A 23,081-nucleotide genomic window follows, 5' to 3' on the forward strand; every position below is an offset into this window, starting at 1 on the left:
TTATGCATCCAATGGCACCGTCACACTCAGGGTGGTGCCCTCCCCCGGCTGGCTGTCCAGGTTCAACTGCCCGCCCATGATCAGCACGCGCTCACGCATGCCGACCAGGCCGAACGACACCGGGCGCCCCTTGGCCTCGATGAAACCGACGCCGTCGTCGCTGATGGTCAGCCGCAGTTGCTTGCCCTCCACCGCCAGGGTCAGCTCGACAGTATGCGCCTGGGCATGGCGCATCACATTGGTCAGCGCCTCCTGCAGGATACGGAACAGGCCGATGGCCTTGGCATCGCTCAAGGCCGGCAGGTTATCCGGGACTTGCACCAGGCAGGGAATCTGCGTGCGCGCTTCGAAGCGCCGCGCCTGCCACTCGATGGCCGAGGCGATCCCGGCGTCGAGAATCGGCGGGCGCAACGCCGTGGCCACGTCGCGCACCAATTGAAACAGTTGGGCGATCAGGCGTTTCATGCTGTTCAAGCGCTCGTTCAGGCCAGGGTCCAGTTGCGCATAGGCCAGCTCGCACATGGAGGTTTCCAGCTTGAGTACGGTGAGCATTTGCCCGAGTTCGTCGTGTACTTCGCGGGCGATGCGCGCCTTTTCTTCTTCACGCACGGTTTCCAGGTGCGCCGACAGTTCGCGCAACTGCGCTTCGCTTTGCAGCAACGCAGCCACATAACGGCGACGCTCAGTGACGTCATTGAGGTAGACCACCAGGTATTCGCCATCGGCAAACCGCAGAAAGCTCAACGACACCTCGGCCGGCAGGATGCTGCCGTCTGCGCGCAGGCAGTCGGCGGCGAAATGCTGTGGGCCCTCTTCGCTGGCACGCGCGCGTTTCCACAGGTTCAGCCAACGGTCCATGCTCAGGCTCGGGTCGAAATCGGCCAGCGGACGCTCGATCAGCGCGCCGGGGCCATAACCGAGCATGGTTTCCGCCGCCAGGTTGGCGTAGCGCACATGGCTGTCCCAATTGACCCAGAGGATGCCGACGGTACTTTGATCGATGGAAAACTGCGTCAGGCGCAGCGCTTCGGCACCGGCGGCGCGTGCGGCGCTTTCTTCGCGAGCGGCGAGCAGTTTGTGTTCCAGCACTCGTTGCTGGCGACGCTGCCAGAACACCACCGCCAGGCTGGCGAGCAGCAGCAACCCCAGCAGCAGGCTGAGGTTTTGCCACAGGCCGGGAGACTCGGACAGACGCGGGTATTTGGGTTGCAGCCAGCGGTTGTGCAATTGGTCCAGATCGCGGGCGGGGATGGCGCGCAACGCGCTTTCCATGATGCCGGACAGTTCCGGCCAGTCGCGGCGGGTCGCCACCCGCAGCAATTGCGGCAGGCCGATATCGCCGACCACCGCCAGCCCGGAGAACTCAGGCTCGCCCGACAAGCGGCTCAGTTGCGCCTCATCCACCACGGCGTAACGCGCCTGCTGACTGACCAGCAACTGCAAGGCCTGGCGCTCCATGGGCACGCCTTGCAGGTTGAGACCGGGATAGGTGCTGCGCAGGTAATCGGCCACGGCGCTGGGCATACGCACGGCGACGCGGGAATGTTCGTCGAGTTTTTCCAATTCCACCGCACCGCCGCCCTCACGCACACCGACGATACGCTGGGGCACGCGCATGTACGGGTCGGTGAACAACCACAGGCGCAAACCGGCCGGGGTTTGCTGCAGGCCGGGGGCGATGTCCACCTCGCCGTCGCGCAGGGCGGCTTCCAGTTGCTCCTGAGTGGGGAAATTGCGCCACGTCAGCTCGATGTTCAGGGCCTTGGCCAGCCATTGCATCAACTCGACATTGGCCCCCGACAAACGCTGCAGGCGCCGGTCGTATTGCGCATACGGCGCCTGCAAGACCAGCCCCACCCGCAACTCCGGGTGTTGCGCCAGCCATTCGCGTTGCGGCACAGAGAGCTGCGCTTGCGCAGCGACAGGCACGGGCGCAGCCCCCGCCATCAAGGCAAAGCACATACAGCCGATAACCAGCAGACAGCGAAAACCCATGATCCACGTCTCACATCACTGACAAATACTGACCAACCCATTAGGCTGCTGGAATCACTTCTGGCCGGGAATTAACGATGCCCTATCGAAACCGTTCGGCACTGCCAGCATTGTGCCTGTCACTCCTCTTTACCGCCGTCTTTTCTGCCCAGGCCGCCGACGCGCCTGCGCCGGTTGCGGAAAAACCGCTCGAACGCCAGCCCCTGCCGGAGCGGAGCCGGGAAGAAGCCAGCGCCCTCGAACGCCAGATCCCACGCGAAGAACAGCAACAGCTGCAGGCCGGCAGCGATTCATTCCTGGCCTTGTGGAAACCGGCCAACAGCGCCGAAGCCGAAGGCGTGGTGATTATCGTACCTGGCGCGGGTGAAAATGCTGACTGGCCGCAAGCAATTGCACCATTGCGGCGTAAATTGCCGGATGCCGGCTGGGGCACCCTCAGTCTGTCACTGCCGGACGTGAACCTGGACACCTTGCCACCACGGGTGATCGAAGCGCCCAACGCGGCCGTCGACACCAGCAGCAAAGACGGCAGCACCGCCGCCAAACCGATCGAGCAAGCCGCCAGCGCGGAAGCCGAAGGCACCGACCCGGCCGTGGTGCCGGGCGCGGACGAACAGGACAAGACCGATGCCAAGCGTATCTTCGAGCGCATCGATGCCGCCGTCGCTTTCGCCCAGACCCAAGGCGCCCGCAGCGTGGTGCTGCTTGGCCATGGCAGCGGCGCCTGGTGGGCCGCGCGGTACTTGAGCGAGAAACAACCGAGCCAGGTGCAGAAGCTGGTGATGGTGGCGGGCAAGGCCCCCGTGGGTCGCCAACCGGACCTGCAACAACTCGCCCCGGGCTTGAAAGTCCCCACGGCGGATGTCTTCTACCAGGACCTCGCCCAGGACCGGAACACCGCACGGGAGCGCGCCCAAGCCGCCAAACGCTTGAAGAATGGCGGCTACAAGCAAGTGTCGCTCAAGACCGTGCCCGGCAACAGTTCGGCCGAGCAGGAGCAGTTGTATCGGCGGGTGCGCGGGTGGTTGAGCCCAGAGCCAAAAGACAGCTGACCGCCAGCACCCAAATGGGATGACTAGCGGAAATCCCGCCGCTCGCGAATCAACGTATAGGCGTTATGCAGTTCGCGGGTTCGCTCGGTGGCCTCACGCACTTGCGCGGGGCTGGCGCCGCTACCGGCGATCTTGTCTGGATGGTGGCGGCTGAGCAGGCGGCGGTAGGCGCGCTTGATCGCCGAGGGCTCGGTGGTGCTGGTCACCCCCAGAATCCGCAACGCCTCCTGATACGCGGCGCCACGGCTGGCCACCGGCTTGCGCTCCGGCGCGTAATCGGCGGCCAGCGCCTGAAGCTGTTGCGGCGTCCAGCCCAACCACTTGCCCCACAAGTTGATCAGGTCACGCTCGGCATCATCCGCGCGGCCATCCGCCCAGGCCATGCGCCAACAGGCGCGCAACACGCCTTCTGACGCATGGGGCTGGGACTTGAGGACGCGCAGGTAGGCGCGCACCCGGTCAGAGCCGGATTTACCGCGGTTGAACGCCGCAATCGCCCGACGCTGGGCCGGTTCGGTCATGTCCAGCGCGCGCATTTCCTGGCGTGCCTGCTGGATATGCCCGTCCGCCACGCGGCCATTGCTTTTGGCCAGGCGGCCCAGCAGCACAAACAACAGTTCGTCATTGCGCAATGCCGGGCGCCCGCCCAGGCGCTCACGCAACTGTGCCCAGCTGTGCAGTTGCAGGCGGCGATCCAGCGCCTGCCCGAGCAAGGCTCCCAACAAGGCCCCCGGAATACTGGCAATGGCAAAGCCAGCCCCGGCGCCGATCAGCGTCCCAGGCCACAACATCTTAGCGCCCCGCTGTCAGCAGGGTTTCGACTTGCGCCAGGCGCTCCAGCGTGCCGACATCGATCCAGCGTCCCGTCATGTGTTCTCCCGTTACTTGACCTTGCGCCATGGCCGCGCGCAACAGCGGCGCCAGCTTGAAGGCACCGGTGCTGCAACCCGCAAACAACTTGGGGTCGAGCACTGATATGCCACTGAAGGTCAGGTTATCGGCACCGGGCGCCGCATCATGAAGCACACCATGATCCAGGTGGAAATCCCCGCCCGAGGGGTGATGCGCCGGGTTATCGACCATCACCAAGTGGGCCAGGCCCTGGAGCGGGCGCTGGAGTTGGGCGAAGTCGTAATCGGTCCAGATATCGCCATTGACCACCAGAAAGGGTTCATCCCCCAGCAACGGCAGCGCCTGGAAAATCCCGCCGCCGGTTTCCAACGGATCGCCCTCGGGGGAGTAGCGGATGCGCAGGCCAAACTGCGCACCGTCGCCCAGGTAGTTTTCAATCTGCTGGCCGAGCCAGGCATGGTTGATCACGACATCGGTGAACCCGGCCCTGGCCAGCGCCTCCAGGTGATACTCGATCAGGCGCTTGCCGCCCGCCTGCACCAGCGGCTTGGGCGTGTGCAAGGTGAGCGGGCGCATCCGCTCGCCTTTGCCGGCCGCCAGGATCATCGCCTTCATACGCTCGCCTCGGCGGGTTGGCGCAAGCTGGCCAGCAGCTCCGCCAGTTCGCCCAACTCCGGACGGTCCGCCAGTACCGCGTCTATATAGGCAAAGAAGCGCGGCACGTCGGCCAGGTAGCGTGGCTTGCCGTCGCGGTGGCAGATACGCGCGAAGATACCGATCACCTTGAGGTGACGCTGCACGCCCATCAGGTCGCTGGCGCGCAGGAAGTCGTCGAAATCCGCCTGCACCGGGATGCCCAGAGCTGCGGCGCGCTGCCAATAACCGCGCTGCCATTCGCGCACGCGGGCCTGGGGCCAACTGAGGAACGCGTCCTTGAACAGGCAGGTGATGTCGTAGGTCACCGGGCCGTAGACCGCGTCCTGGAAATCCAGCACGCCGGGGTTCGGTGCGCTGATCATCAGGTTGCGCGGCATGTAGTCGCGGTGTACCAGCACTTTCGGCTGGGCCAGGGCGCTGTCGATCAGGCGCTCGCTGACACGCTGCCAAAGCGCCTGCTGGTGCGCGTCGAATTCGATACAAAGGTGTCGGCGCACGTACCATTCAGGGAAGAGCTCCAGCTCGCGGCGCAGTAAAGCGACGTCATAGCTGGGCAGCGGCGCGTCCATCGGCAACTGCTGGAAAGCCAGCAAGGCGTCGATGGCATCGGCGAACAATTGATCGGCATTTTGCTCGTCAATCACGTCCAGGTAGGTTTTTCTGCCCAGGTCGTTGAGCAAAAGAAAGCCGCGCGGCAAATCTTCTGCATAAATTTTTGGCACATTGATTGCCGATTTCGCCAGTAAATCGGCGATATCGACGAAAGGTTTGCAGTTTTCCTGGGGGGGTGGAGCGTCCATCACCACGAAAGTATGCGCCCCGCCTTCCCAGCGGAAGTAGCGCCTGAAACTCGCGTCGCTACTGGCCGCGGTCAATGTGGCCGGGGGTACGACGCCCCAATCCTGAGCGTTGAAGAGGATCGGCAACTGCTCATCCAGCCAGACTTTCAGCTGTTGTAAACGTAGATCTTGCTCGGGCATTACAAGGGTCTCCGACGGCGCTAGCCGTCAAGCGGGTCATGCTTTATTATCACGCATCTTTTTCAGACCATCGAGAGGCGTGCGGCCCACACCGCGGGCAGATGGCACGCAGGAAGCCCGGACTAATAAGATGGCATTGAAATCCCCCGCGTTTCGTAGAAAATTTCCGTTGCTGGTAACCGGCAGTCTGCTGGCCATGCAACCTTTCGCCACCTCATTCGTGGTCGCCGCGGAACAGTATGACTGCTCAGTCTCTGCTTCGGGTGCCTGGGATTGCGCGCCGAAAACCGCCGCCGCCCCATTGCCACCGCGCCCGGTGCATGACGGTGCAGCCGTCAGCTCGGCCAACGGCACGGCGCAAGCCAACGCTGAAGGCGGCACCGAGGCCGAGCCGAAGACCATGCTGGTCACCGAATCCAAGGGCCGTGGCCTGCGTTCGCGCAGCGCCGACTACAGCCACTTGGACTGGGTGCCTCGCGAGAAGCTGACCGCCGCCCAACTGGCGGAAACCGGTCCTTATTGCTCCGGCGCGTACATCGAGCCGATTCGTCCTGGCATGAACGACAAGACGAACCAGAGCGATGCGCCGACCTTCATCGGCGCCAAGGCCTCGCGTTACGAGCAGGAACAGCAGGTCGCGACCCTGGCCGGTGACGTCGTCATGCGCCAGGGCAGCATGCAGCTGGAGTCTGAAGAAGCCAGCCTGTACCAGGCCGAGAACCGTGGCGAGCTGAACGGCAACGTCCGCCTGCGCGACAACGGCGCCCTGATCGTCGGCGACCACGCCCAGGTCCAGCTCGATACCGGCGCGGCACAGATCGACAACGCCGAATACGTGATGCACAAGTCACGCATCCGCGGTAACGCGCTGTACGCCAAGCGCGCCGAAAACGCGATCATCCGTCTCAAGGACGGTACGTACACCACCTGCGAGCCAGACAGCAACGCCTGGCAGCTCAAGGGCAACAACATCACGTTGAACCCGGCCACCGGTTTCGGTACGGCCACCAACGCGACGTTGCGGATCAAGAACATCCCGATCCTGTATACCCCTTACATCTATTTCCCGATCGACAACCGTCGTCAATCCGGCTTCCTGCCGCCGAGCTTCAGCACCGGCAGCGAGACTGGCTTTACGCTGGTGACGCCGTACTACTTCAACCTGGCACCGAACTACGACGCCACGTTGTACCCGCAATACATGACCAAGCGCGGCTTGTTGATGGAAGGCGAATTCCGCTACCTCACCAAATCCAGCGAAGGCCAGTTCGGCGGCGCGTACCTGAACGACGACAGCAACGAACGCAGCAAGCAGACCGATTACGAAAAAACCCGTTATATGCTCAATTGGCAGCATAAGGGCGGGTTGGATTCGCGACTGACGACTCAGGTGGATTACACCAAGATCAGTGATCCTTACTACTTCCAGGATTTGAAGTCGTATGAAGAGGGGGTTCAGAGTCGGGATTACCTGAATCAGCAAGGGTCTGTGACTTATCGAGGCGATTCTTACCAAGCGCGCGTGAACGTCCAGGCTTATCAGCTGGCAACGATCTCTCAGATCACGCCGTATGATCGCTTGCCGCAGATCACTTTCAATGGTGCGCTGCCGTACCATCCGGGTGGGTTGAACTTCACATACGAGACTGAAGCTGTTCGTTTTGAGCGTAGCCTGGAAAACGGCACGTTTACTGATGAGAATGGCCTTGTATCGCCTCGTCTGGACACCTACGTCACAGGCCTGACCCGTGCAAACGGTACGCGCTTGAACGCGGCTCCCGCCGTCGACTACCCGATGAACTGGACCTACGGCTTTATTACGCCGAAGTTGAAGTACGTCTATACCAAGTACGATCTCGACCTTGACGGTACGGGCAAGACGCAAATGGCTGCAGCCGGCCAGACGTTCAAGAGCTCGCAAGATCGCGCCGTGCCAATCGCCAGCGTCGACAGCGGCCTGTACTTCGACCGCAACACCAACTGGTTCGGCAAAGACTATCGCCAAACCCTCGAGCCGCGCGCGTTCTACCTTTATGTTCCGAATAAAGACCAGAGCGACATCCCGGTTTTCGACACCAGCGAATACTCGTTCAGCTACGCCTCGCTGTTCCGTGACAACCGCTTCAGCGGCACCGACCGGATCGGCGATGAGAACAAGCTGTCCCTGGGCCTCACCAGCCGCTGGATCGAAGAGAACGGCTTCGAACGCCAACGCGTCAGCGTCGGCCAGGCCCTGTACTTCAAGGACCGCGAAGTTCAACTACCAGGCGTCCTGGCAGCCGACCGCGCCGACGCCCAGAGCGACGTTTCGCCGATCGCGCTGGACTACGAGTTCCGCTTCAACCGCGACTGGCGCGCCACTGCCGATTACAACTGGGACACGGAAAGCCACGCCCCACGTTCCGGCAGCGCGATGTTCCACTACCAGCCGGAAGACAACCCGAACAAGATCGTCAACCTCGGTTATCGCTATCGCAACGACCAAGTGGTCTACAACCAGTTGACCGGCAAATGGCAGTTTGGTGGCGACTACGGCACGGAAGGCCAACCAAACTTCGTGAAGGATTACTACAAAATCCAACAACACGACTTCTCGATGATGTGGCCGATTGTTCCCCAGTGGAACATGATCACCCGCTGGCAGTACGACTACGCCCGCAACCGTACCTTGGAAGCCTTCGGTGGTTTCGAGTACGACAACTGCTGCTGGAAACTGCGCGTCATCAACCGTTACTGGGTTTCCAACGACGAATACAGCCAGATCGCCCCGCTTAACGAAAAGGGTGACCACGGGCTCTTCTTCCAGATCGTCCTCAAAGGACTCGGCGGCCTGACCGGCGCCAAGGTAGAGAGCTTCCTCGACAAAGGCATTCAAGGTTATCGTGAACGTGAAGATCAAGCTTTCTGATTGTCTGCGCCCGCTCGTGCTGGGCGCGCTGTTCCTGGGTACCGCATCGGCGCATGCCGCGGTTCAACAGCTGGATAAGGTCGTGGCCATCGTCGATAACGACGTGATCATGCAGAGCCAACTGGACCAACGGGTCAAGGAAGTTCAGCAAACCATCGCCAAGCGTGGCGGTGGTGTGCCGCCTACCAGCGTCCTGGACCAACAGGTGCTGGAGCGCCTGATCGTCGAAAACCTGCAATTGCAGATCGGCGATCGTTCCGGCATCCGTATTTCGGACGAAGAACTGAACCAGGCTGTTGGCACGATCGCGCAACGCAACAACATGAGCATCGATCAGTTCCGCGCCGCCCTGGCCCACGACGGCCTGTCCTATGAGGACGCGCGTGACCAGATCCGCCGCGAAATGATCATCAGCCGTGTGCGTCAGCGCCGTGTGGCCGAGCGGGTTCAGGTATCCGAGCAGGAAGTGAAGAACTTCCTCGCATCGGACCTGGGCAAGATGCAGCTCTCCGAAGAACTGCACCTGGCCAACATCCTGATCCCGACCCCGGACAGCGCCAACTCTGAGCAGCTCAATGCAGCCGCCGCCAAAACCCAGGCTATCTATGATCGCCTGAAGGCCGGTGCTGACTTCGCCCAGATGGCAATCGCCCAATCCGGCAGCGACAACGCCCTGGAAGGCGGCGATATGGGCTGGCGTAAAGCCGCTCAATTGCCACCGCCGTTCGACCGTGAGCTGAGTGCCATGGAAGTGGGAGGCATTACCCAGCCAGCCCGCACCCCAGGCGGCTTCATCATCCTCAAGTTGCTGGAACGTCGCGGCGGCGAGACCTCGCTGAAAGACGAAGTCCACGTTCGTCACATCCTGGTTAAACCAAGCGAAATCCGCACCGAAGCGCAAACCAAGGAACTGGCCCAGAAGATCTATGACCGCATCGAAAGCGGCGAAGACTTTGCCACCCTGGCCAAAAGCTTCTCGGAAGACCCGGGTTCCGCCCTCAACGGTGGCGACCTCAACTGGATCGACCCGAAAGCATTGGTGCCAGAGTTCCAGGAAGTGATGGCCAAGACCCCGCAAGGCGTACTGTCCAAACCGTTCAAGACGCAATATGGCTGGCATGTACTGGAAGTCCTTGGCCGCCGCGCCACCGACAACACCAGCCAGGCCCGCGAACAGCAAGCCCTGACCGTCCTGCGCAACCGCAAGTACGATGAAGAGCTGCAAACCTGGCTGCGTCAGATCCGTGACGAAGCCTACGTAGAAAACAAACTGCCAGGCGCCGAGCAAACAGGCACCAACCAGGCAAACCAGTGAAACCCCAGCGTTTCGCGGTGACACCCGGCGAGCCGGCCGGCATTGGTCCAGACCTGTGCCTGCTGCTCGCCTCGCAGCCCCAGCCACACCCCCTGATCGCCATTACCAGCCGCGACCTGCTCCTTGAGCGGGCCGCGCAACTAGGCGTGGCCGTCAAGCTGCTGGACGTTGCGCCGGGTAACTGGCCCGACCTGCCGGCTCCTGCGGGCAGCCTGTATGTATGGGATACCCCGCTGCAGGCCAAGGTGGTCGCCGGGCAACTGGACAAGGCCAATGCGGGCTTTGTGCTGCAAACCCTGACCCGTGCCGGGCAAGGGTGTATCGACGGCGACTTCGCCGGCATGATCACCGCCCCCGTACACAAGGGTGTGATCAACGAATCCGGCATCGCCTTTTCCGGCCATACCGAATTCCTCGCCGAACTGACCCACACCCCCCAAGTCGTGATGATGCTGGCCACACATGGCCTGCGCGTCGCCCTGGTGACCACGCATTTGCCGTTGCGCGACGTGGCCGATGCCATCACCGTCGAACGCCTGGAGCGCGTCACGCGCATCCTGCATGCCGACCTGCAACAGAAATTCGGCATCGCCCAACCGCGCATCCTGGTCTGCGGGCTCAACCCCCACGCCGGCGAGGGCGGCCATCTGGGCCATGAAGAAATCGACATCATCGAACCCACCCTGGAGCGTCTGCGCCAAGACGGCATGGACCTGCGTGGCCCATTGCCCGCGGACACTCTGTTTACCCCCAAATATCTGGAGCACTGCGACGCAGTGCTGGCGATGTACCATGACCAGGGGCTGCCCGTGCTGAAATACAAAGGCTTCGGCGCCGCAGTCAACGTGACGCTGGGCCTGCCGATCATCCGCACTTCCGTCGACCATGGCACCGCCCTGGACCTGGCGGGCAGCGGCAAGATCGATACCGGCAGCCTGCGCGTGGCCCTGGAAACCGCCTATCAGATGGCCGAGACCCGTATATGACCGAGCATTACCAACACCGGGCGCGCAAGCGCTTCGGGCAAAACTTCCTGCACGACGCTGGCGTGATCGACCGCATCCTGCGCTCCATCCATGCCAAGCCCGAAGACCGTCTGCTGGAAATCGGCCCGGGCCAGGGCGCACTGACCCAAGGCCTGCTGGGCAGCGGCGCGCAACTGGATGTGGTTGAGCTCGATAAAGACCTGATCCCGATCCTCAATCAGCAGTTTGGCGGCAAGTCCAACTTCATCCTGCACCAGGGCGATGCGCTGAAGTTCGACTTCACCAGCCTCAATGCCGCGCCCAACAGCCTGCGGGTGGTGGGTAACCTGCCGTACAACATCTCCACGCCGCTGATCTTCCACCTGCTGAACAACGCAGGGATCATCCGCGACATGCACTTCATGCTGCAGAAAGAAGTGGTTGAGCGCTTGGCCGCCGGCCCTGGCGGCGGCGATTGGGGCCGCCTGTCGATCATGGTTCAGTACCACTGCCGCGTCGAACACCTGTTCAATGTTGGCCCGGGCGCGTTCAACCCGCCGCCGAAGGTCGATTCGGCCATCGTGCGCCTGGTGCCTCACGCCGTGCTGCCGCACCCGGCCAAGGATCACAAACTGTTGGAGCGCGTCGTGCGCGAAGCCTTCAACCAGCGCCGCAAGACCCTGCGCAATACGCTCAAAGCGCTGTTGAGCAACGCCGAGATCGAAGCCGCTGGCGTCGACGGCAGCCTGCGCCCGGAACAACTGGACCTGGCCGCATTCGTGCGCCTGGCCGACCAGCTTGCGATCCAGCCGCCGCCCGTCGCGGACTGAAGCCCGCCCTGCACCAGGCCCGACAGCATGTCTGGCCTAGTGCCCGCCTCTTGGCCTAGACTGATCCGCATCTGCTGTCCTCCGCTTTTGCTTTTAAGGCCTCTTGCATGTCCGATCCTCGCTACCAGATCGACGTCAGCGTCGTTACCCGCTTCCTGGCGGACCAATCGCAACCTGAACACAACCGTTTCGCCTTTGCCTACACCATCACGGTGAAAAACAACGGGCTGGTGCCGGCCAAGCTGCTGTCACGCCACTGGGTGATCACCGACGGTGACGGTCAAGTGGAGGAGGTGCGGGGTGCCGGCGTGGTCGGCCAGCAACCGCTGATCGATATCGGCGCCAGCCATACCTACAGCAGCGGCACGGTGATGACGTCCAAGGTCGGCACCATGCAAGGCTCGTATCAGATGAAAGCCACTGACGGCAAACTGTTCGACGCGATCATCAAGCCATTTCGCCTGGCCGTGCCCGGAGCCTTGCACTGATGGCAACCTATGCGGTCGGCGACCTGCAAGGCTGCCTGCAACCCCTCAAGTGCCTGCTCGAACGCGTGGCCTTCGACCCAGCGAACGATCGCCTGTGGCTGGTAGGCGACCTGGTCAATCGTGGCCCCGAGTCCCTGGAGACCCTGCGCTATCTATATGGCCTGCGCGATTCCCTGGTGTGCGTACTGGGCAACCACGACCTGCACCTGCTCGCGGCCGGCAGTAACATCGAGCGTCTGAAAAAGGCCGATACCCTGCGGGAAATCCTCGAGGCCCCGGATCGCACCGACTTGCTGGACTGGCTGCGCCGGCAAAAGATCATGCACTACGACGAACAGCGCGACATGGTGCTGGTCCATGCCGGCATTCCACCGCAGTGGACGCTGAAAAAAGCCCTCAAGTGCGCCGCCGAAGTCGAAAGCGCCCTGGCCGATGACAACCTGTACGTCGCCTATCTCGACGGCATGTACGGCAATGAACCGGTGAAATGGGACAACGACCTGACGGGCGTCGCCCGCCTGCGCGTGATCACCAACTATTTCACACGCATGCGCTTCTGCACCGCCGACGGCAAACTGGACCTCAAGAGCAAGGAAGGCGCCGACACCGCGCTGCCCGGCTACAAACCGTGGTTCGCCCACAAGGAACGCAAGACCCGCGACACGAAGATCATCTTCGGTCACTGGGCGGCCCTCGAAGGCAAATGCGATGAACCCGGCGTGTTCGCCCTCGACACCGGCTGCGTGTGGGGCGGCGCCATGACCCTGATGAACATCGACACCGGCGAGCGCCTGAGCTGCCAGTGCCCTTCCCCTCTTCCCGTGACCCCGTCGGTTGCCGCGAAGCGCTAGACGCCGCTTGCAGCCAAACCCAAGGAGCCCGCCATGAGCGAATTCAAACGTATCCCACCCGAACAAGCCCAGGCCCTGCGCGAACAAGGCGCGGTGGTGGTGGATATTCGTGATCCGCAGACCTACGCCCTGAACCACATCAAAGGCGCCCGGCACCTGGATAACCACAACATCGCCGATTTCATCCGCGCCGCCGACCTCGACGCACCGGTGATCGTGGCCTGCTATCACGGCAATTCCAGCCAGAGCGCGGCCGCCTATCTGATCAGCCAGGGCTTCTCCGACGTCTACAGTCTGGACGGCGGCTTTGAGCTGTGGCGTACGACCTATCCTGCAGAAATTGCCTCCGGCGATTCGCAATAATTTTTTTCACACCCCGCCACCCCGCGTGACGCTTGGGCTTGCGCCGTTTCTGACGAACGGCGCACCCAAACTAATTGCGTATCCCTCCTTTACCTCGCGGATTCCGAACTATCCTTAAGCGCAGGCCATCCGAATCAGGGGAGAGCCGGTACACCGGCGTGCGGGTCATCGGTAGCGTTTCAGGGTGTTCTGGGGGGAAAACGGCCATTGGCGTTCGTCAATGACTGCCAGCATCGACTGATTGATCCGGCGTCGGCTCCACGTATCGAGCGAGGTGACGACGTCATGAGTATTTTTAGCCACTTCCAACAACGCTTCGAGTCCACGCAGCAGGAAGAACTCACACTGCAAGAGTATCTCGACCTGTGCAAGCGTGACCGCAGCACCTACGCGTCTGCCGCCGAGCGTTTGTTACTGGCGATTGGCGAGCCGCAGTTGGTGGACACCTCCAACAATTCGCGTCTGTCGCGAATCTTCTCGAACAAGGTGATCCGCCGCTATCCGGCCTTTGAAGACTTCCACGGCATGGAAGAATGCATCGACCAGATCGTCTCCTACTTCCGGCACGCCGCCCAAGGCCTGGAAGAGAAGAAACAAATCCTCTACCTGCTCGGCCCGGTTGGCGGCGGTAAATCGTCCCTGGCCGAAAAGCTCAAACAACTGATCGAGAAAGTGCCCTTCTACGCCATCAAGGGTTCACCGGTCTTCGAGTCGCCCCTGGGCCTGTTCAACGCCACGGAAGATGGCGCGATCCTCGAAGAAGACTTCGGCATACCACGGCGCTACCTCAACACCATCATGTCGCCCTGGGCGACCAAGCGCCTGGCCGAGTTCGGCGGTGACATCAGCCAGTTCCGCGTGGTGAAACTCTACCCGTCGATCCTCAACCAGATCGGCGTGGCCAAGACCGAGCCGGGCGATGAGAACAACCAGGACATCTCGGCGCTGGTGGGCAAAGTCGATATCCGCAAACTGGAAGAATTCCCACAAAACGACGCCGACGCCTACAGCTACTCGGGCGCACTGTGCCGGGCCAACCAGGGCCTGATGGAATTCGTGGAGATGTTCAAGGCTCCGATCAAGGTCCTGCACCCACTGCTCACCGCCACCCAGGAAGGCAACTACAACAGTACCGAAGGCCTCGGCGCGATTCCGTTCACCGGGATCCTGCTGGCCCACTCCAACGAATCGGAATGGCACACCTTCCGCAACAACAAGAACAACGAAGCCTTCATCGACCGGATCTACATCGTCAAGGTGCCGTACTGCCTGCGGGTCAGCGATGAAATCAAGATCTACGACAAGCTGCTGTTCAACAGCTCCCTGGCCAAGGCCCATTGCGCGCCCGACACCTTGAAGATGCTCGCGCAATTCACCGTGCTGTCGCGCCTCAAGGAGCCGGAGAACTCGAATATCTATTCGAAGATGCGCGTGTACGACGGCGAAAACCTCAAGGACACCGATCCGAAGGCCAAGTCGATCCAGGAATACCGCGACACCGCCGGCGTGGACGAGGGCATGAACGGCCTGTCGACGCGCTTCGCGTTCAAGATCCTGTCCAAGGTGTTTAACTTCGACCCTCACGAGATCGCCGCCAACCCGGTCCACTTGCTCTATGTGCTGGAGCAGCAGATCGAACAGGAACAATTCCAGGCCGAAACCCGCGAACGCTACCTGCGCTTCCTCAAGGAATACCTGGCGCCGCGCTATATCGAGTTCATCGGCAAGGAAATCCAGACTGCGTACCTGGAATCCTACAGCGAATACGGCCAGAACATCTTCGACCGCTACGTGCTGTATGCCGACTTCTGGATTCAGGACCAGGAATACCGCGATCCGGAAACCGGCGAAATCCTCAACCGCGTAGCCCTCAACGAGGAACTGGAAAAGATCGAAAAACCCGCCGGCATCAGCAATCCGAAGGATTTCCGCAACGAAATCGTCAACTTCGTGCTGCGCGCCCGCGCCAACAACAACGGCAAGAACCCCACTTGGCTCAGCTACGAGAAGCTGCGGGTGGTCATCGAGAAGAAAATGTTCTCCAACACCGAGGATCTGCTGCCGGTCATCAGCTTCAACGCCAAGGCCAGCAAGGAGGATCAGCAAAAACACAACGACTTCGTTACACGGATGGTCGAGCGTGGCTACACCGACAAACAGGTACGTTTGCTCTCCGAGTGGTATCTGCGGGTGCGCAAATCGCAGTAAGGCAGCGACGGGCGTGTACTGCCGGGCCCATGGCCTGGCAGTCGACCGCTTGTCTCTAAGCTTCCAGCTCGCGGCTTGAAGCTTGTAACGTGAAGCTGCCCGGAGGGCTCCCCATGAGCTATGTGATCGACCGACGCCTCAATGGCAAGAACAAGAGCACGGTAAACCGTCAACGTTTCCTGCGGCGTTACCGTGACCACATCAAAAAGGCCGTTGAAGAGGCCGTAAGCCGCCGTTCCATCACCGACATGGAGCATGGCGAACAGATCAGCATTCCCGGACGGGACATCGACGAACCGGTGCTGCACCACGGCCGGGGTGGCAAGCAGACTGTCGTGCATCCGGGCAACAAGGAGTTCACCACCGGCGAACACATCCAGCGCCCCCAAGGCGGTGGCGGCGGCAAAGGCCCCGGCAAGGCGGGTAACTCCGGCGAAGGCATGGATGAGTTCGTGTTCCAGATCACCCAGGAAGAATTCCTCGAATTCATGTTCGAAGACCTCGAACTGCCCAACCTAGTCAAGCGCAACCTGACCGGCACCGACACGTTCAAGACCGTGCGCGCCGGGATCAGCAACGAAGGCAACCCTTCCCGGATCAACATCATCCGCACCCTGCGTTCGGCACACGCCCGGCGCATCGCCCTGTCCGGCAGCAGCCGCGCCAAATTGAAGGAGGCCAAGGAAGAGTTGGCGCGCTTGAAACGCGAAGAACCGGACAACTTCGGCGATATCCAGGAAATCGAGACAGAAATCGAGAAGCTCAGCGCGCGCATTCACCGCGTGCCGTTCCTCGACACCTTCGACTTGAAATACAACCTGTTGGTCAAACAACCCAACCCAAGCTCCAAGGCAGTGATGTTCTGCCTGATGGACGTGTCCGGCTCCATGACCCAGGCCACCAAAGACATCGCCAAGCGCTTTTTCATCCTGCTGTACCTGTTCCTCAAGCGCAACTACGACAAGATCGATGTGGTGTTCATCCGCCACCACACCAGCGCCCGGGAAGTCGATGAGGAGGAATTCTTCTATTCACGGGAAACCGGCGGCACCATCGTCTCCAGCGCGTTGAAACTGATGCAGGAAATCATGGCCGAGCGCTACCCGGCCAACGACTGGAACATCTATGCGGCGCAGGCCTCCGACGGCGACAACTGGAATGACGATTCGCCGATCTGCCGCGACATCTTGATCAACCAGATCATGCCATTCGTGCAGTACTACACTTATGTCGAGATCACCCCCCGTGAGCACCAGGCGCTGTGGTTCGAATACGAGCGCATCGGCGAAGCCTTCGCCGACACGTTCGCCCAACAGCAATTGGTCTCGGCCGGCGATATCTATCCGGTCTTCCGTGAACTCTTCCAGCGCAGGTTAGTGACATGACCGCCAAAGAGCATAAACGCCAACCCATTTCCACGGGGTCTGAGTGGACCTTTGAACTGATCCAGGCCTACGACCGGGAAATCAGCCGCATCGCGGCCGGTTATGCCCTGGACACCTACCCCAACCAGATCGAAGTGATCACCGCCGAACAGATGATGGATGCCTACGCCTCGGTAGGCATGCCCCTGGGTTACCACCATTGGTCCTACGGCAAACACTTCCTCAGCACCGAAAAGTCCTACAGTCGCGGCCAAATGGGTCTGGCCTACGAAATCGTGATCAACTCCGACCCTTGCATCGCCTACCTGATGGAAGAAAACACCATCTGCATGCAGGCGCTGGTGGTGGCTCATGCCTGCTACGGGCATAACAGTTTCTTCAAGGGCAACTACCTGTTTCGTACCTGGACCGACGCCAGCTCGATCATCGACTATCTGGTGTTCGCCAAGCAGTACATCATGCAGTGCGAGGAGCGCCACGGCATCGATGCGGTGGAAGACTTGCTCGACTCCTGCCATGCCCTGATGAACTACGGCGTCGATCGCTACAAACGCCCGTATCCGATTTCCGCCGAAGAAGAACGCCTGCGCCAGAAGGAGCGCGAGGAACACCTGCAGAAGCAGATCAACGACCTGTGGCGCACCATTCCCAAACGCGCCGATAAAAACAGCGACAAGGACAATGCGCGCTTCCCCGCCGAACCTCAGGAAAACATCCTGTATTTCCTGGAAAAGCACGCGCCCCTGCTGGAGCCGTGGCAACGGGAAATCGTGCGTATCGTGCGCAAGATCGCCCAGTACTTTTACCCACAGCGCCAGACCCAGGTGATGAACGAAGGCTGGGCGACATTCTGGCACTACACCCTGATAAACGACCTGTACGACGAAGGCTTGGTCACTGACGGCTTCATGATGGAGTTCCTCACTTCCCACACCAGCGTGGTGTACCAACCCGGTTTCGACAGCCCGTATTACAGCGGCATCAACCCGTATGCGCTGGGCTTTGCCATGTACCGCGACATCCGGCGCATGTGCGAAAACCCCACTGAGGAAGACCGCCACTGGTTCCCGGAAATCGCCGGCACCGACTGGCTTTCCACCATCAAGTTCGCCATGAGCAGCTTCAAGGACGAGAGCTTCATCCTGCAGTACCTGTCGCCCAAGGTGATTCGCGACCTCAAGCTGTTCAGCATCCTCGATGACGACCTCAAGGACGACCTGGTGGTGCCGGCCATCCACGACGAGCCCGGCTACCGCACCATCCGAGAAACCCTGGCGGCGCAGTACAACCTGGGCAACCGCGAGCCCAACGTGCAGATCTACAGCATCGACGTGCGCGGCGACCGCTCGCTGACCCTGCGTCACCAGCAGCACGACCGCAAACCCCTGGGCGACTCCACCGAGGAAGTGCTCAAGCACCTGCATCGGCTGTGGGGGTTCGACATCCACCTGGAAACCCTGCAGGGCGATCAGGTGATGAAAACCCACCACGTCCCCCCACGCAGCGATCACAACGATAACGACTACGGCCGCCTGGACCTGGCCGTCGTTCATCTCTGAAACGGCAAAGCCTCCATTGGCCGGGCACAGGCGTTATCCTGTGCGGCTAATGGAGGCTTTTTCATGAAAATCTACAAAGTCGGCGGCGCGGTGCGTGACCGCCTTCTGGGCATCAAGGTCACCGATATCGACCGTGTCGTCGTCGGCGCAACGGCCGAGGAAATGCTCGCCAAGGGCTATAAACCGGTGGGCGCGGACTTCCCGGTATTCCTCGACCCGAAAAACGGCGACGAATACGCCCTCGCCCGTACCGAGCGCAAGAGTGGCCGGGGCTATGGCGGCTTTGTGTTTCACGCCAGCCCGGACGTCACGCTGGAAGAAGACCTGATCCGCCGCGACCTGACCATCAACGCCATGGCAGAGGACGACGACGGCAGGCTGACCGACCCCTATCACGGCCAGCGCGACCTTGAAGCCCGCATTTTACGCCACGTTTCCCCGGCGTTCGCCGAAGATCCCCTGCGCGTATTGCGGGTTGCGCGCTTTGCTGCGCGCTACGCCCACCTGGGTTTTACAGTGGCGCCGCAAACCCTGGACCTGATGCGTCAACTCAGCGAATCCGGTGAACTCGAAGCCCTGACGCCGGAGCGCAGCTGGAAGGAAATTTCCCGTGCCCTGATGGAAGATCAGCCCCAGGTATTCATCCAGGTGCTGCGCGATTGCGCCGCACTGAACACCTTGATGCCGGAAGTCGATGCCCTGTTCGGCGTGCCGCAGCCCGCAGCCCATCACCCCGAGATCGACAGCGGTGCTCACACCTTGAGCGTGCTCGAACAGGCCGCTTTGCATCACCAGCCGCTGACAGTGCGCTGGGCCTGCCTGCTGCATGACGTCGGCAAAGGCCTGACGCCTGTGGATAAGTTGCCACAGCATATTGCCCATGAGCAGCGCGGCCTGAAGCTGATCAAGGCGGTCAATGAACGCTTCAAGGCGCCGAGGGACTGCCAGGAACTGGCGCTGTTGGTGGGCCAATACCACACCCATGGCCATCGTGCCCTGGAGCTTAAAGCCTCGACATTACTGGAATTGCTGCAGAGTTTTGACGTTTACCGGCGGCCGCAGCGCTTTGAAGAGTTCGTGGTCGCCTGCGAAATGGACGCCCGCGGCCGCAAGGGCTTGGAACAACGCAGTTATCCACAGGCGGATTATTTACGCGGCGCCGCAAAGGCTGCGCGCGAGGTCGCGGTGGCGCCGTTGCTGGAGAAGGGTTTCAAGGGCCCCGAACTGGGCGAGGCCCTGAAGCGCGAACGGCTCAAGACCTTGAAAGCCTACAAGGAACAGCACGCCCTATAGCAGCGCGCTCGGCGTCAGTTGCTGGCCCCGCCATTCGAATCCGACGGGCGCCAGCACCTGATCGATCTGTGCATCCCGCCACAGCTCAGCCAGCGTCTTGCCCACTTCAGGGTGCACACGATCCGGCGCCATCATCGACAACGGCCACAGCACGAAGGCGTTTTTCAGGATTTCTGCACGCGGCAGGATCAGGCCATCGAAGTTGCCCACCAGATCGCCATACAGCAGCACGTCGATATCCAGCGGCAGGCCCTTGCGATCCGGCGCGTAACGGCCATTGTCGGCCTCGATGGATTTCAGCCGGCGATCCAGCTCCATCAACGACAGGTCGGTATAGGCCGACACCACCAGATTGAAGAACAGCCCGCTCTTGATGCCCACCGGCTGGCTCTCGAACACCGCCGAGCAGCGCATGTCGATCAAGAAGCCCGCGAGTGCATCCAGGCCCGCGCATAGATGGGGCTCGCGCTCGATATTGCTGCCAAGACCAAGGTAAACCTGAGTTAGCGACATCCGCGCTCGATCTCCACGCCCACGCCCTTGGCGGCCGGCACGGCCCCCGGCTTGGTCAACTTGAGGTGCAGCCAGGGAATCTGGAACTCGCTCATCAGCACTTCGGCCAGACGCTCGGCAAAGGTTTCCACCAACTGGTACTGCGACTGCTCGGCAAAGGCCTGGATACGCGCGGACACACTGGCGTAATCCAGTGCCAGGGTGAGGTCGTCACCCGCAGCGGCCGGGCGGTTGTCCCAGGCGAAACTCAGGTCCAGGCGCAAGCATTGCTTGATGCCGCGCTCCCAGTCGTAGGCCCCGATCACGGTGTCGACTTCCAGGCCTTCGATAAACACTCTGTCCAAGCTCTTCTCCGCAGCACGACAAGGGCGCGATGCCCCGTTAGAATCAGGGCGTCCTCGCCCGGAATAGTTAGCATGTTTTGGTCACTGGCGATTTTCGCCTACCTGCTCGGCTCGCTGTCCTTCGCCATTTTGCTCAGCCGCCTGACGGGAAATCCCGACCCGCGAATGGGTGGCTCAGGCAATGCCGGCGCCACCAACATGCTGCGCCTGGCCGGCAAGAAGCTCGCCGTGCTGACGCTGCTGGGCGACGTGTGCAAGGGCCTGTTGCCCGTACTGATCGCCAGCCTTGCCGGCCTTACTCTGCAACAGCAAGCCTGGATTGGCGTGTGCGCCGTCCTCGGCCATCTGTTTCCGTTGTACTTCCGTTTTCGCGGCGGCAAGGGTGTCGCCACGGCGGCCGGCATGCTGCTGGGGATCTACCCTCCGGCGGCGCTGCTGGCCATGCTCGCTTGGCTGCTGACCTTCTACCTGACCCGCACCAGCTCGCTGGCCGCGCTGATCGCCACGCCGCTCACCCTGCCGTTGCTGGCCTGGCAGGAACCGGCGGCGCTGTTGCCGATGAGTGTGCTGACCCTGCTGATCGTCTGGCGCCATCGCGGCAATTTACGCGACCTGTTTGCCGGGCGCGAACGGCATTTTTAAATCCGGCCGATGAATTCCGCTCACCTTGAGCGCCTACAACGGTGACAACTGCTCCATCGGCCAGCGTGCCTGCACGCTGATCGCCAGGCTTTCGTGCTGCCCGGCCTGCAGGCGCTGGCAACCGGCATAAGCGATCATCGCGCCGTTGTCGGTGCAGAATTCAGGGCGCGCATAGAACACATCACCCTTCATGTCGCCGAGCATTTTTTCCAAGGATGCGCGCAAGGCCTTGTTGGCGCTGACGCCGCCTGCGATCACCAGGCGCTGCATGCCCGCCTGTTTCAGGGCGCGCTTGCACTTGATGGTCAAAGTCTCCACCACCGCCTGCTGGAACGCCAGCGCGATGTCGCAACGGGCTTGCTCACTGTCGTCCCCGGCGCTGACGCTGTGCTGCCAGGTATTCAGGGCAGAGGTCTTCAAACCGCTGAAGCTGAACATCAGCCCCGGGCGATCACACATCGGACGCGGGAAGGTATAGCGACCGGCGACGCCTTTTTCGGCCAGGCGCGCGATTTCCGGACCGCCGGGATAATTGAGGCCCATCATCTTCGCGGTCTTGTCGAACGCCTCACCGGCGGCATCGTCCAGGGACTCGCCCAATAGCGTGTATTGACCGATCCCATCGACCTGAACCAGCTGCGTATGGCCACCCGAAACCAACAAAGCGACGAACGGGAACTGCGGCGGTGTTTTTTCCAGCATCGGCGCCAGCAAATGGCCTTCCATATGGTGTACGCCGAGGGCCGGAATGTCCCAGGCAAATGCCAGCGCCTGGGCGCAAGAAGCCCCAACCAGAAGGGCTCCGACCAATCCGGGGCCGGCGGTGTAGGCGATCGCATCGATCTCGGTCGGCACACAGCCGGCCTCGTCCAGCACCTGCCGAATCAACGGCAGCATGCGTTTGACGTGATCACGGCTGGCAAGCTCCGGCACCACGCCGCCATAGGCGCGATGCAAGTCGATCTGACTGAACAGCGCATCGGCCAAAAGCCCGCGTTCACTGTCGTAAAGTGCGACACCGGTTTCGTCGCAGGAGGTTTCAAGTCCCAGTACTAGCATGGGTTTGCGCCTTGTAGAGGCTGAATTCGAAGGCGCGCATAATAGTCGCCACTCCCCCTCCCGACTAGCGGTTTTCGATCAGAGGCTTTGCATTCCTGGCAATGAGGGGTTAACATCCGCAACCCTTAAAAACCGACGACCTCAGCCGCGAATTTTTTGCGACGAGAACGTTGATTCCCGGTAATGAAAGAAGGTAGCTCTGGATGCCAGCCGTCAAAGTAAAAGAGAACGAACCCTTCGACGTAGCTCTGCGTCGTTTCAAGCGCTCCTGCGAAAAAGCCGGTGTTCTGGCTGAAGTTCGTAGCCGCGAATTTTACGAGAAGCCAACTTCTGAGCGTAAGCGTAAAGCAGCAGCCGCTGTTAAGCGTCACGCCAAGAAAGTTCAGCGCGAGCAGCGCCGCGCCGTTCGTCTGTACTAATACACAGACGTTCGTAGCAAGCTTCTGCCAAGCCCGGCCCTAAGCCGGGCTGTTGGCATTTGCGGATATCGCTTGATGCTTCACCGTCGACGCCGCCCATGCGACCGAGACACTGCTTCACACGTCAGGACTGGCTCTTCTGCCAGCGGTGCGCGTCTCTTCTGACGAGTCTAACAAGGCTACTGACGAGCACACTTATTTCTTCAAGCAGACGATCGACTGTGTCGGCTGTGCCCATCGATGCGCTTCCGAGGCCCGCCATTGGCCAAGACCGGACGCCGGGGCAACATTTCTTCGCCGAACAGACTGAGTAGAAATTAACGTCAGTGGATGTTCGGCAGATACACTTCCTGACAGCCCAAGCAGACGATTGATGGTCGAGCCATACGATACGTGCGCTTGA

The 23,081-nt window shown here is 61.3% G+C and carries 21 protein-coding genes; 14 read left to right on the forward strand and 7 right to left on the reverse strand.

Annotation, left to right across the window (positions count from 1 at the left end; genetic code table 11):
• Window positions 1-1,995, reverse strand: a complete 1,995-nt coding sequence (locus JN756_RS29235; RefSeq protein ID WP_046381863.1) for a sensor histidine kinase — start codon at window positions 1,993-1,995, stop codon at window positions 1-3.
• Window positions 1,996-2,072: 77 nt separating this feature from the next.
• Between JN756_RS29235 and JN756_RS29240 the strand changes: the two genes are divergently transcribed.
• Entirely contained in the window at window positions 2,073-3,047 is a 975-nt protein-coding gene (locus JN756_RS29240) for an alpha/beta hydrolase family protein (RefSeq protein WP_201021597.1), read from the forward strand.
• A 23-nt stretch (window positions 3,048-3,070) separates the two neighbouring features.
• On the opposite strand, the gene JN756_RS29245 is transcribed toward JN756_RS29240, so the two are convergent.
• From JN756_RS29245 to JN756_RS29255, 3 genes are read right to left on the reverse strand one after another with little or no spacing between them, the layout of a single operon-like run.
• Complete coding sequence (locus JN756_RS29245; protein ID WP_017847804.1) at window positions 3,071-3,838, reverse strand: TerB family tellurite resistance protein; 768 nt, start codon at window positions 3,836-3,838, stop codon at window positions 3,071-3,073.
• A 1-nt stretch (window position 3,839) separates the two neighbouring features.
• A complete protein-coding gene (gene murU, locus JN756_RS29250; RefSeq protein ID WP_201021598.1) occupies window positions 3,840-4,514 on the reverse strand; it encodes an N-acetylmuramate alpha-1-phosphate uridylyltransferase MurU in 675 nt (224 codons plus the stop codon).
• Window positions 4,511-5,536 (reverse strand): aminoglycoside phosphotransferase family protein, encoded by a 1,026-nt coding sequence (locus tag JN756_RS29255; protein ID WP_201021599.1) that lies wholly within the window; start codon window positions 5,534-5,536, stop codon window positions 4,511-4,513. Before JN756_RS29255 ends, murU begins: the two co-directional genes overlap by 4 nt.
• Window positions 5,537-5,666: 130 nt before the next feature.
• Between JN756_RS29255 and JN756_RS29260 the strand changes: the two genes are divergently transcribed.
• From JN756_RS29260 to JN756_RS29310, 11 genes are all read left to right on the forward strand, one after another.
• On the forward strand, window positions 5,667-8,444 hold the full coding sequence (locus JN756_RS29260) for an LPS-assembly protein LptD (RefSeq protein ID WP_169881909.1): 2,778 nt from the start codon (window positions 5,667-5,669) through the stop codon (window positions 8,442-8,444).
• A complete protein-coding gene (locus JN756_RS29265) occupies window positions 8,419-9,759 on the forward strand; it encodes a peptidylprolyl isomerase (protein ID WP_026140134.1) in 1,341 nt (446 codons plus the stop codon). Before JN756_RS29260 ends, JN756_RS29265 begins: the two co-directional genes overlap by 26 nt.
• Window positions 9,756-10,745, forward strand: coding sequence for a 4-hydroxythreonine-4-phosphate dehydrogenase PdxA (pdxA, locus tag JN756_RS29270; protein ID WP_128192551.1), 990 nt, complete (start codon window positions 9,756-9,758; stop codon window positions 10,743-10,745). The genes JN756_RS29265 and pdxA overlap by 4 nt, the downstream gene beginning before the upstream one ends.
• The gene (rsmA, locus tag JN756_RS29275) at window positions 10,742-11,554 is read left to right on the forward strand and encodes a 16S rRNA (adenine(1518)-N(6)/adenine(1519)-N(6))-dimethyltransferase RsmA (RefSeq protein WP_108524964.1); all 813 of its coding nucleotides are present in this window, start codon (window positions 10,742-10,744) and stop codon (window positions 11,552-11,554) included. The genes pdxA and rsmA overlap by 4 nt, the downstream gene beginning before the upstream one ends.
• A gap of 107 nt (window positions 11,555-11,661) precedes the next feature.
• Window positions 11,662-12,042 (forward strand): Co2+/Mg2+ efflux facilitator ApaG/CorD, encoded by a 381-nt coding sequence (gene apaG / locus JN756_RS29280; RefSeq protein WP_017847811.1) that lies wholly within the window; start codon window positions 11,662-11,664, stop codon window positions 12,040-12,042.
• Window positions 12,042-12,893: a symmetrical bis(5'-nucleosyl)-tetraphosphatase gene (locus JN756_RS29285; protein WP_079444819.1), complete on the forward strand. Its 852-nt coding sequence runs from the start codon at window positions 12,042-12,044 to the stop codon at window positions 12,891-12,893. Before apaG ends, JN756_RS29285 begins: the two co-directional genes overlap by 1 nt.
• A 33-nt stretch (window positions 12,894-12,926) precedes the next feature.
• On the forward strand, window positions 12,927-13,256 hold the full coding sequence (gene glpE / locus JN756_RS29290; protein WP_046381857.1) for a thiosulfate sulfurtransferase GlpE: 330 nt from the start codon (window positions 12,927-12,929) through the stop codon (window positions 13,254-13,256).
• 285 nt (window positions 13,257-13,541) lie between these two features.
• Complete coding sequence (locus JN756_RS29295) at window positions 13,542-15,464, forward strand: PrkA family serine protein kinase (protein ID WP_017847814.1); 1,923 nt, start codon at window positions 13,542-13,544, stop codon at window positions 15,462-15,464.
• 113 nt (window positions 15,465-15,577) lie between these two features.
• Entirely contained in the window at window positions 15,578-16,849 is a 1,272-nt protein-coding gene (locus JN756_RS29300; protein WP_017847815.1) for a YeaH/YhbH family protein, read from the forward strand.
• The gene (locus JN756_RS29305) at window positions 16,846-18,408 is read left to right on the forward strand and encodes a SpoVR family protein (protein ID WP_046381856.1); all 1,563 of its coding nucleotides are present in this window, start codon (window positions 16,846-16,848) and stop codon (window positions 18,406-18,408) included. The genes JN756_RS29300 and JN756_RS29305 overlap by 4 nt, the downstream gene beginning before the upstream one ends.
• 63 nt (window positions 18,409-18,471) lie before the next feature.
• Window positions 18,472-19,701 (forward strand): multifunctional CCA addition/repair protein, encoded by a 1,230-nt coding sequence (locus tag JN756_RS29310; protein WP_108524960.1) that lies wholly within the window; start codon window positions 18,472-18,474, stop codon window positions 19,699-19,701.
• On the opposite strand, the gene folK is transcribed toward JN756_RS29310, so the two are convergent.
• Entirely contained in the window at window positions 19,696-20,214 is a 519-nt protein-coding gene (folK, locus tag JN756_RS29315) for a 2-amino-4-hydroxy-6-hydroxymethyldihydropteridine diphosphokinase (protein WP_046381854.1), read from the reverse strand. The genes JN756_RS29310 and folK overlap by 6 nt on opposite strands.
• Window positions 20,205-20,558 carry a dihydroneopterin aldolase gene (folB, locus tag JN756_RS29320; protein WP_026140135.1) on the reverse strand — a complete coding sequence of 118 codons (354 nt, stop codon included), beginning with the start codon at window positions 20,556-20,558 and terminating at the stop codon, window positions 20,205-20,207. The genes folK and folB overlap by 10 nt, the downstream gene beginning before the upstream one ends.
• Window positions 20,559-20,630: 72 nt before the next feature.
• Between folB and plsY the strand changes: the two genes are divergently transcribed.
• Complete coding sequence (gene plsY, locus JN756_RS29325) at window positions 20,631-21,200, forward strand: glycerol-3-phosphate 1-O-acyltransferase PlsY (protein WP_046489144.1); 570 nt, start codon at window positions 20,631-20,633, stop codon at window positions 21,198-21,200.
• A 33-nt stretch (window positions 21,201-21,233) separates the two neighbouring features.
• On the opposite strand, the gene tsaD is transcribed toward plsY, so the two are convergent.
• Window positions 21,234-22,259: a tRNA (adenosine(37)-N6)-threonylcarbamoyltransferase complex transferase subunit TsaD gene (gene tsaD / locus JN756_RS29330; RefSeq protein ID WP_017847821.1), complete on the reverse strand. Its 1,026-nt coding sequence runs from the start codon at window positions 22,257-22,259 to the stop codon at window positions 21,234-21,236.
• Window positions 22,260-22,462: 203 nt separating this feature from the next.
• Between tsaD and rpsU the strand changes: the two genes are divergently transcribed.
• Window positions 22,463-22,678, forward strand: coding sequence for a 30S ribosomal protein S21 (rpsU, locus tag JN756_RS29335; protein ID WP_002551877.1), 216 nt, complete (start codon window positions 22,463-22,465; stop codon window positions 22,676-22,678).
• Window positions 22,679-23,081 lie beyond the last annotated feature (403 nt).

It is taken from the genome of Pseudomonas sp. Y39-6 (assembly GCF_023651955.1).
Taxonomy (GTDB): domain Bacteria; phylum Pseudomonadota; class Gammaproteobacteria; order Pseudomonadales; family Pseudomonadaceae; genus Aquipseudomonas; species Aquipseudomonas veronii.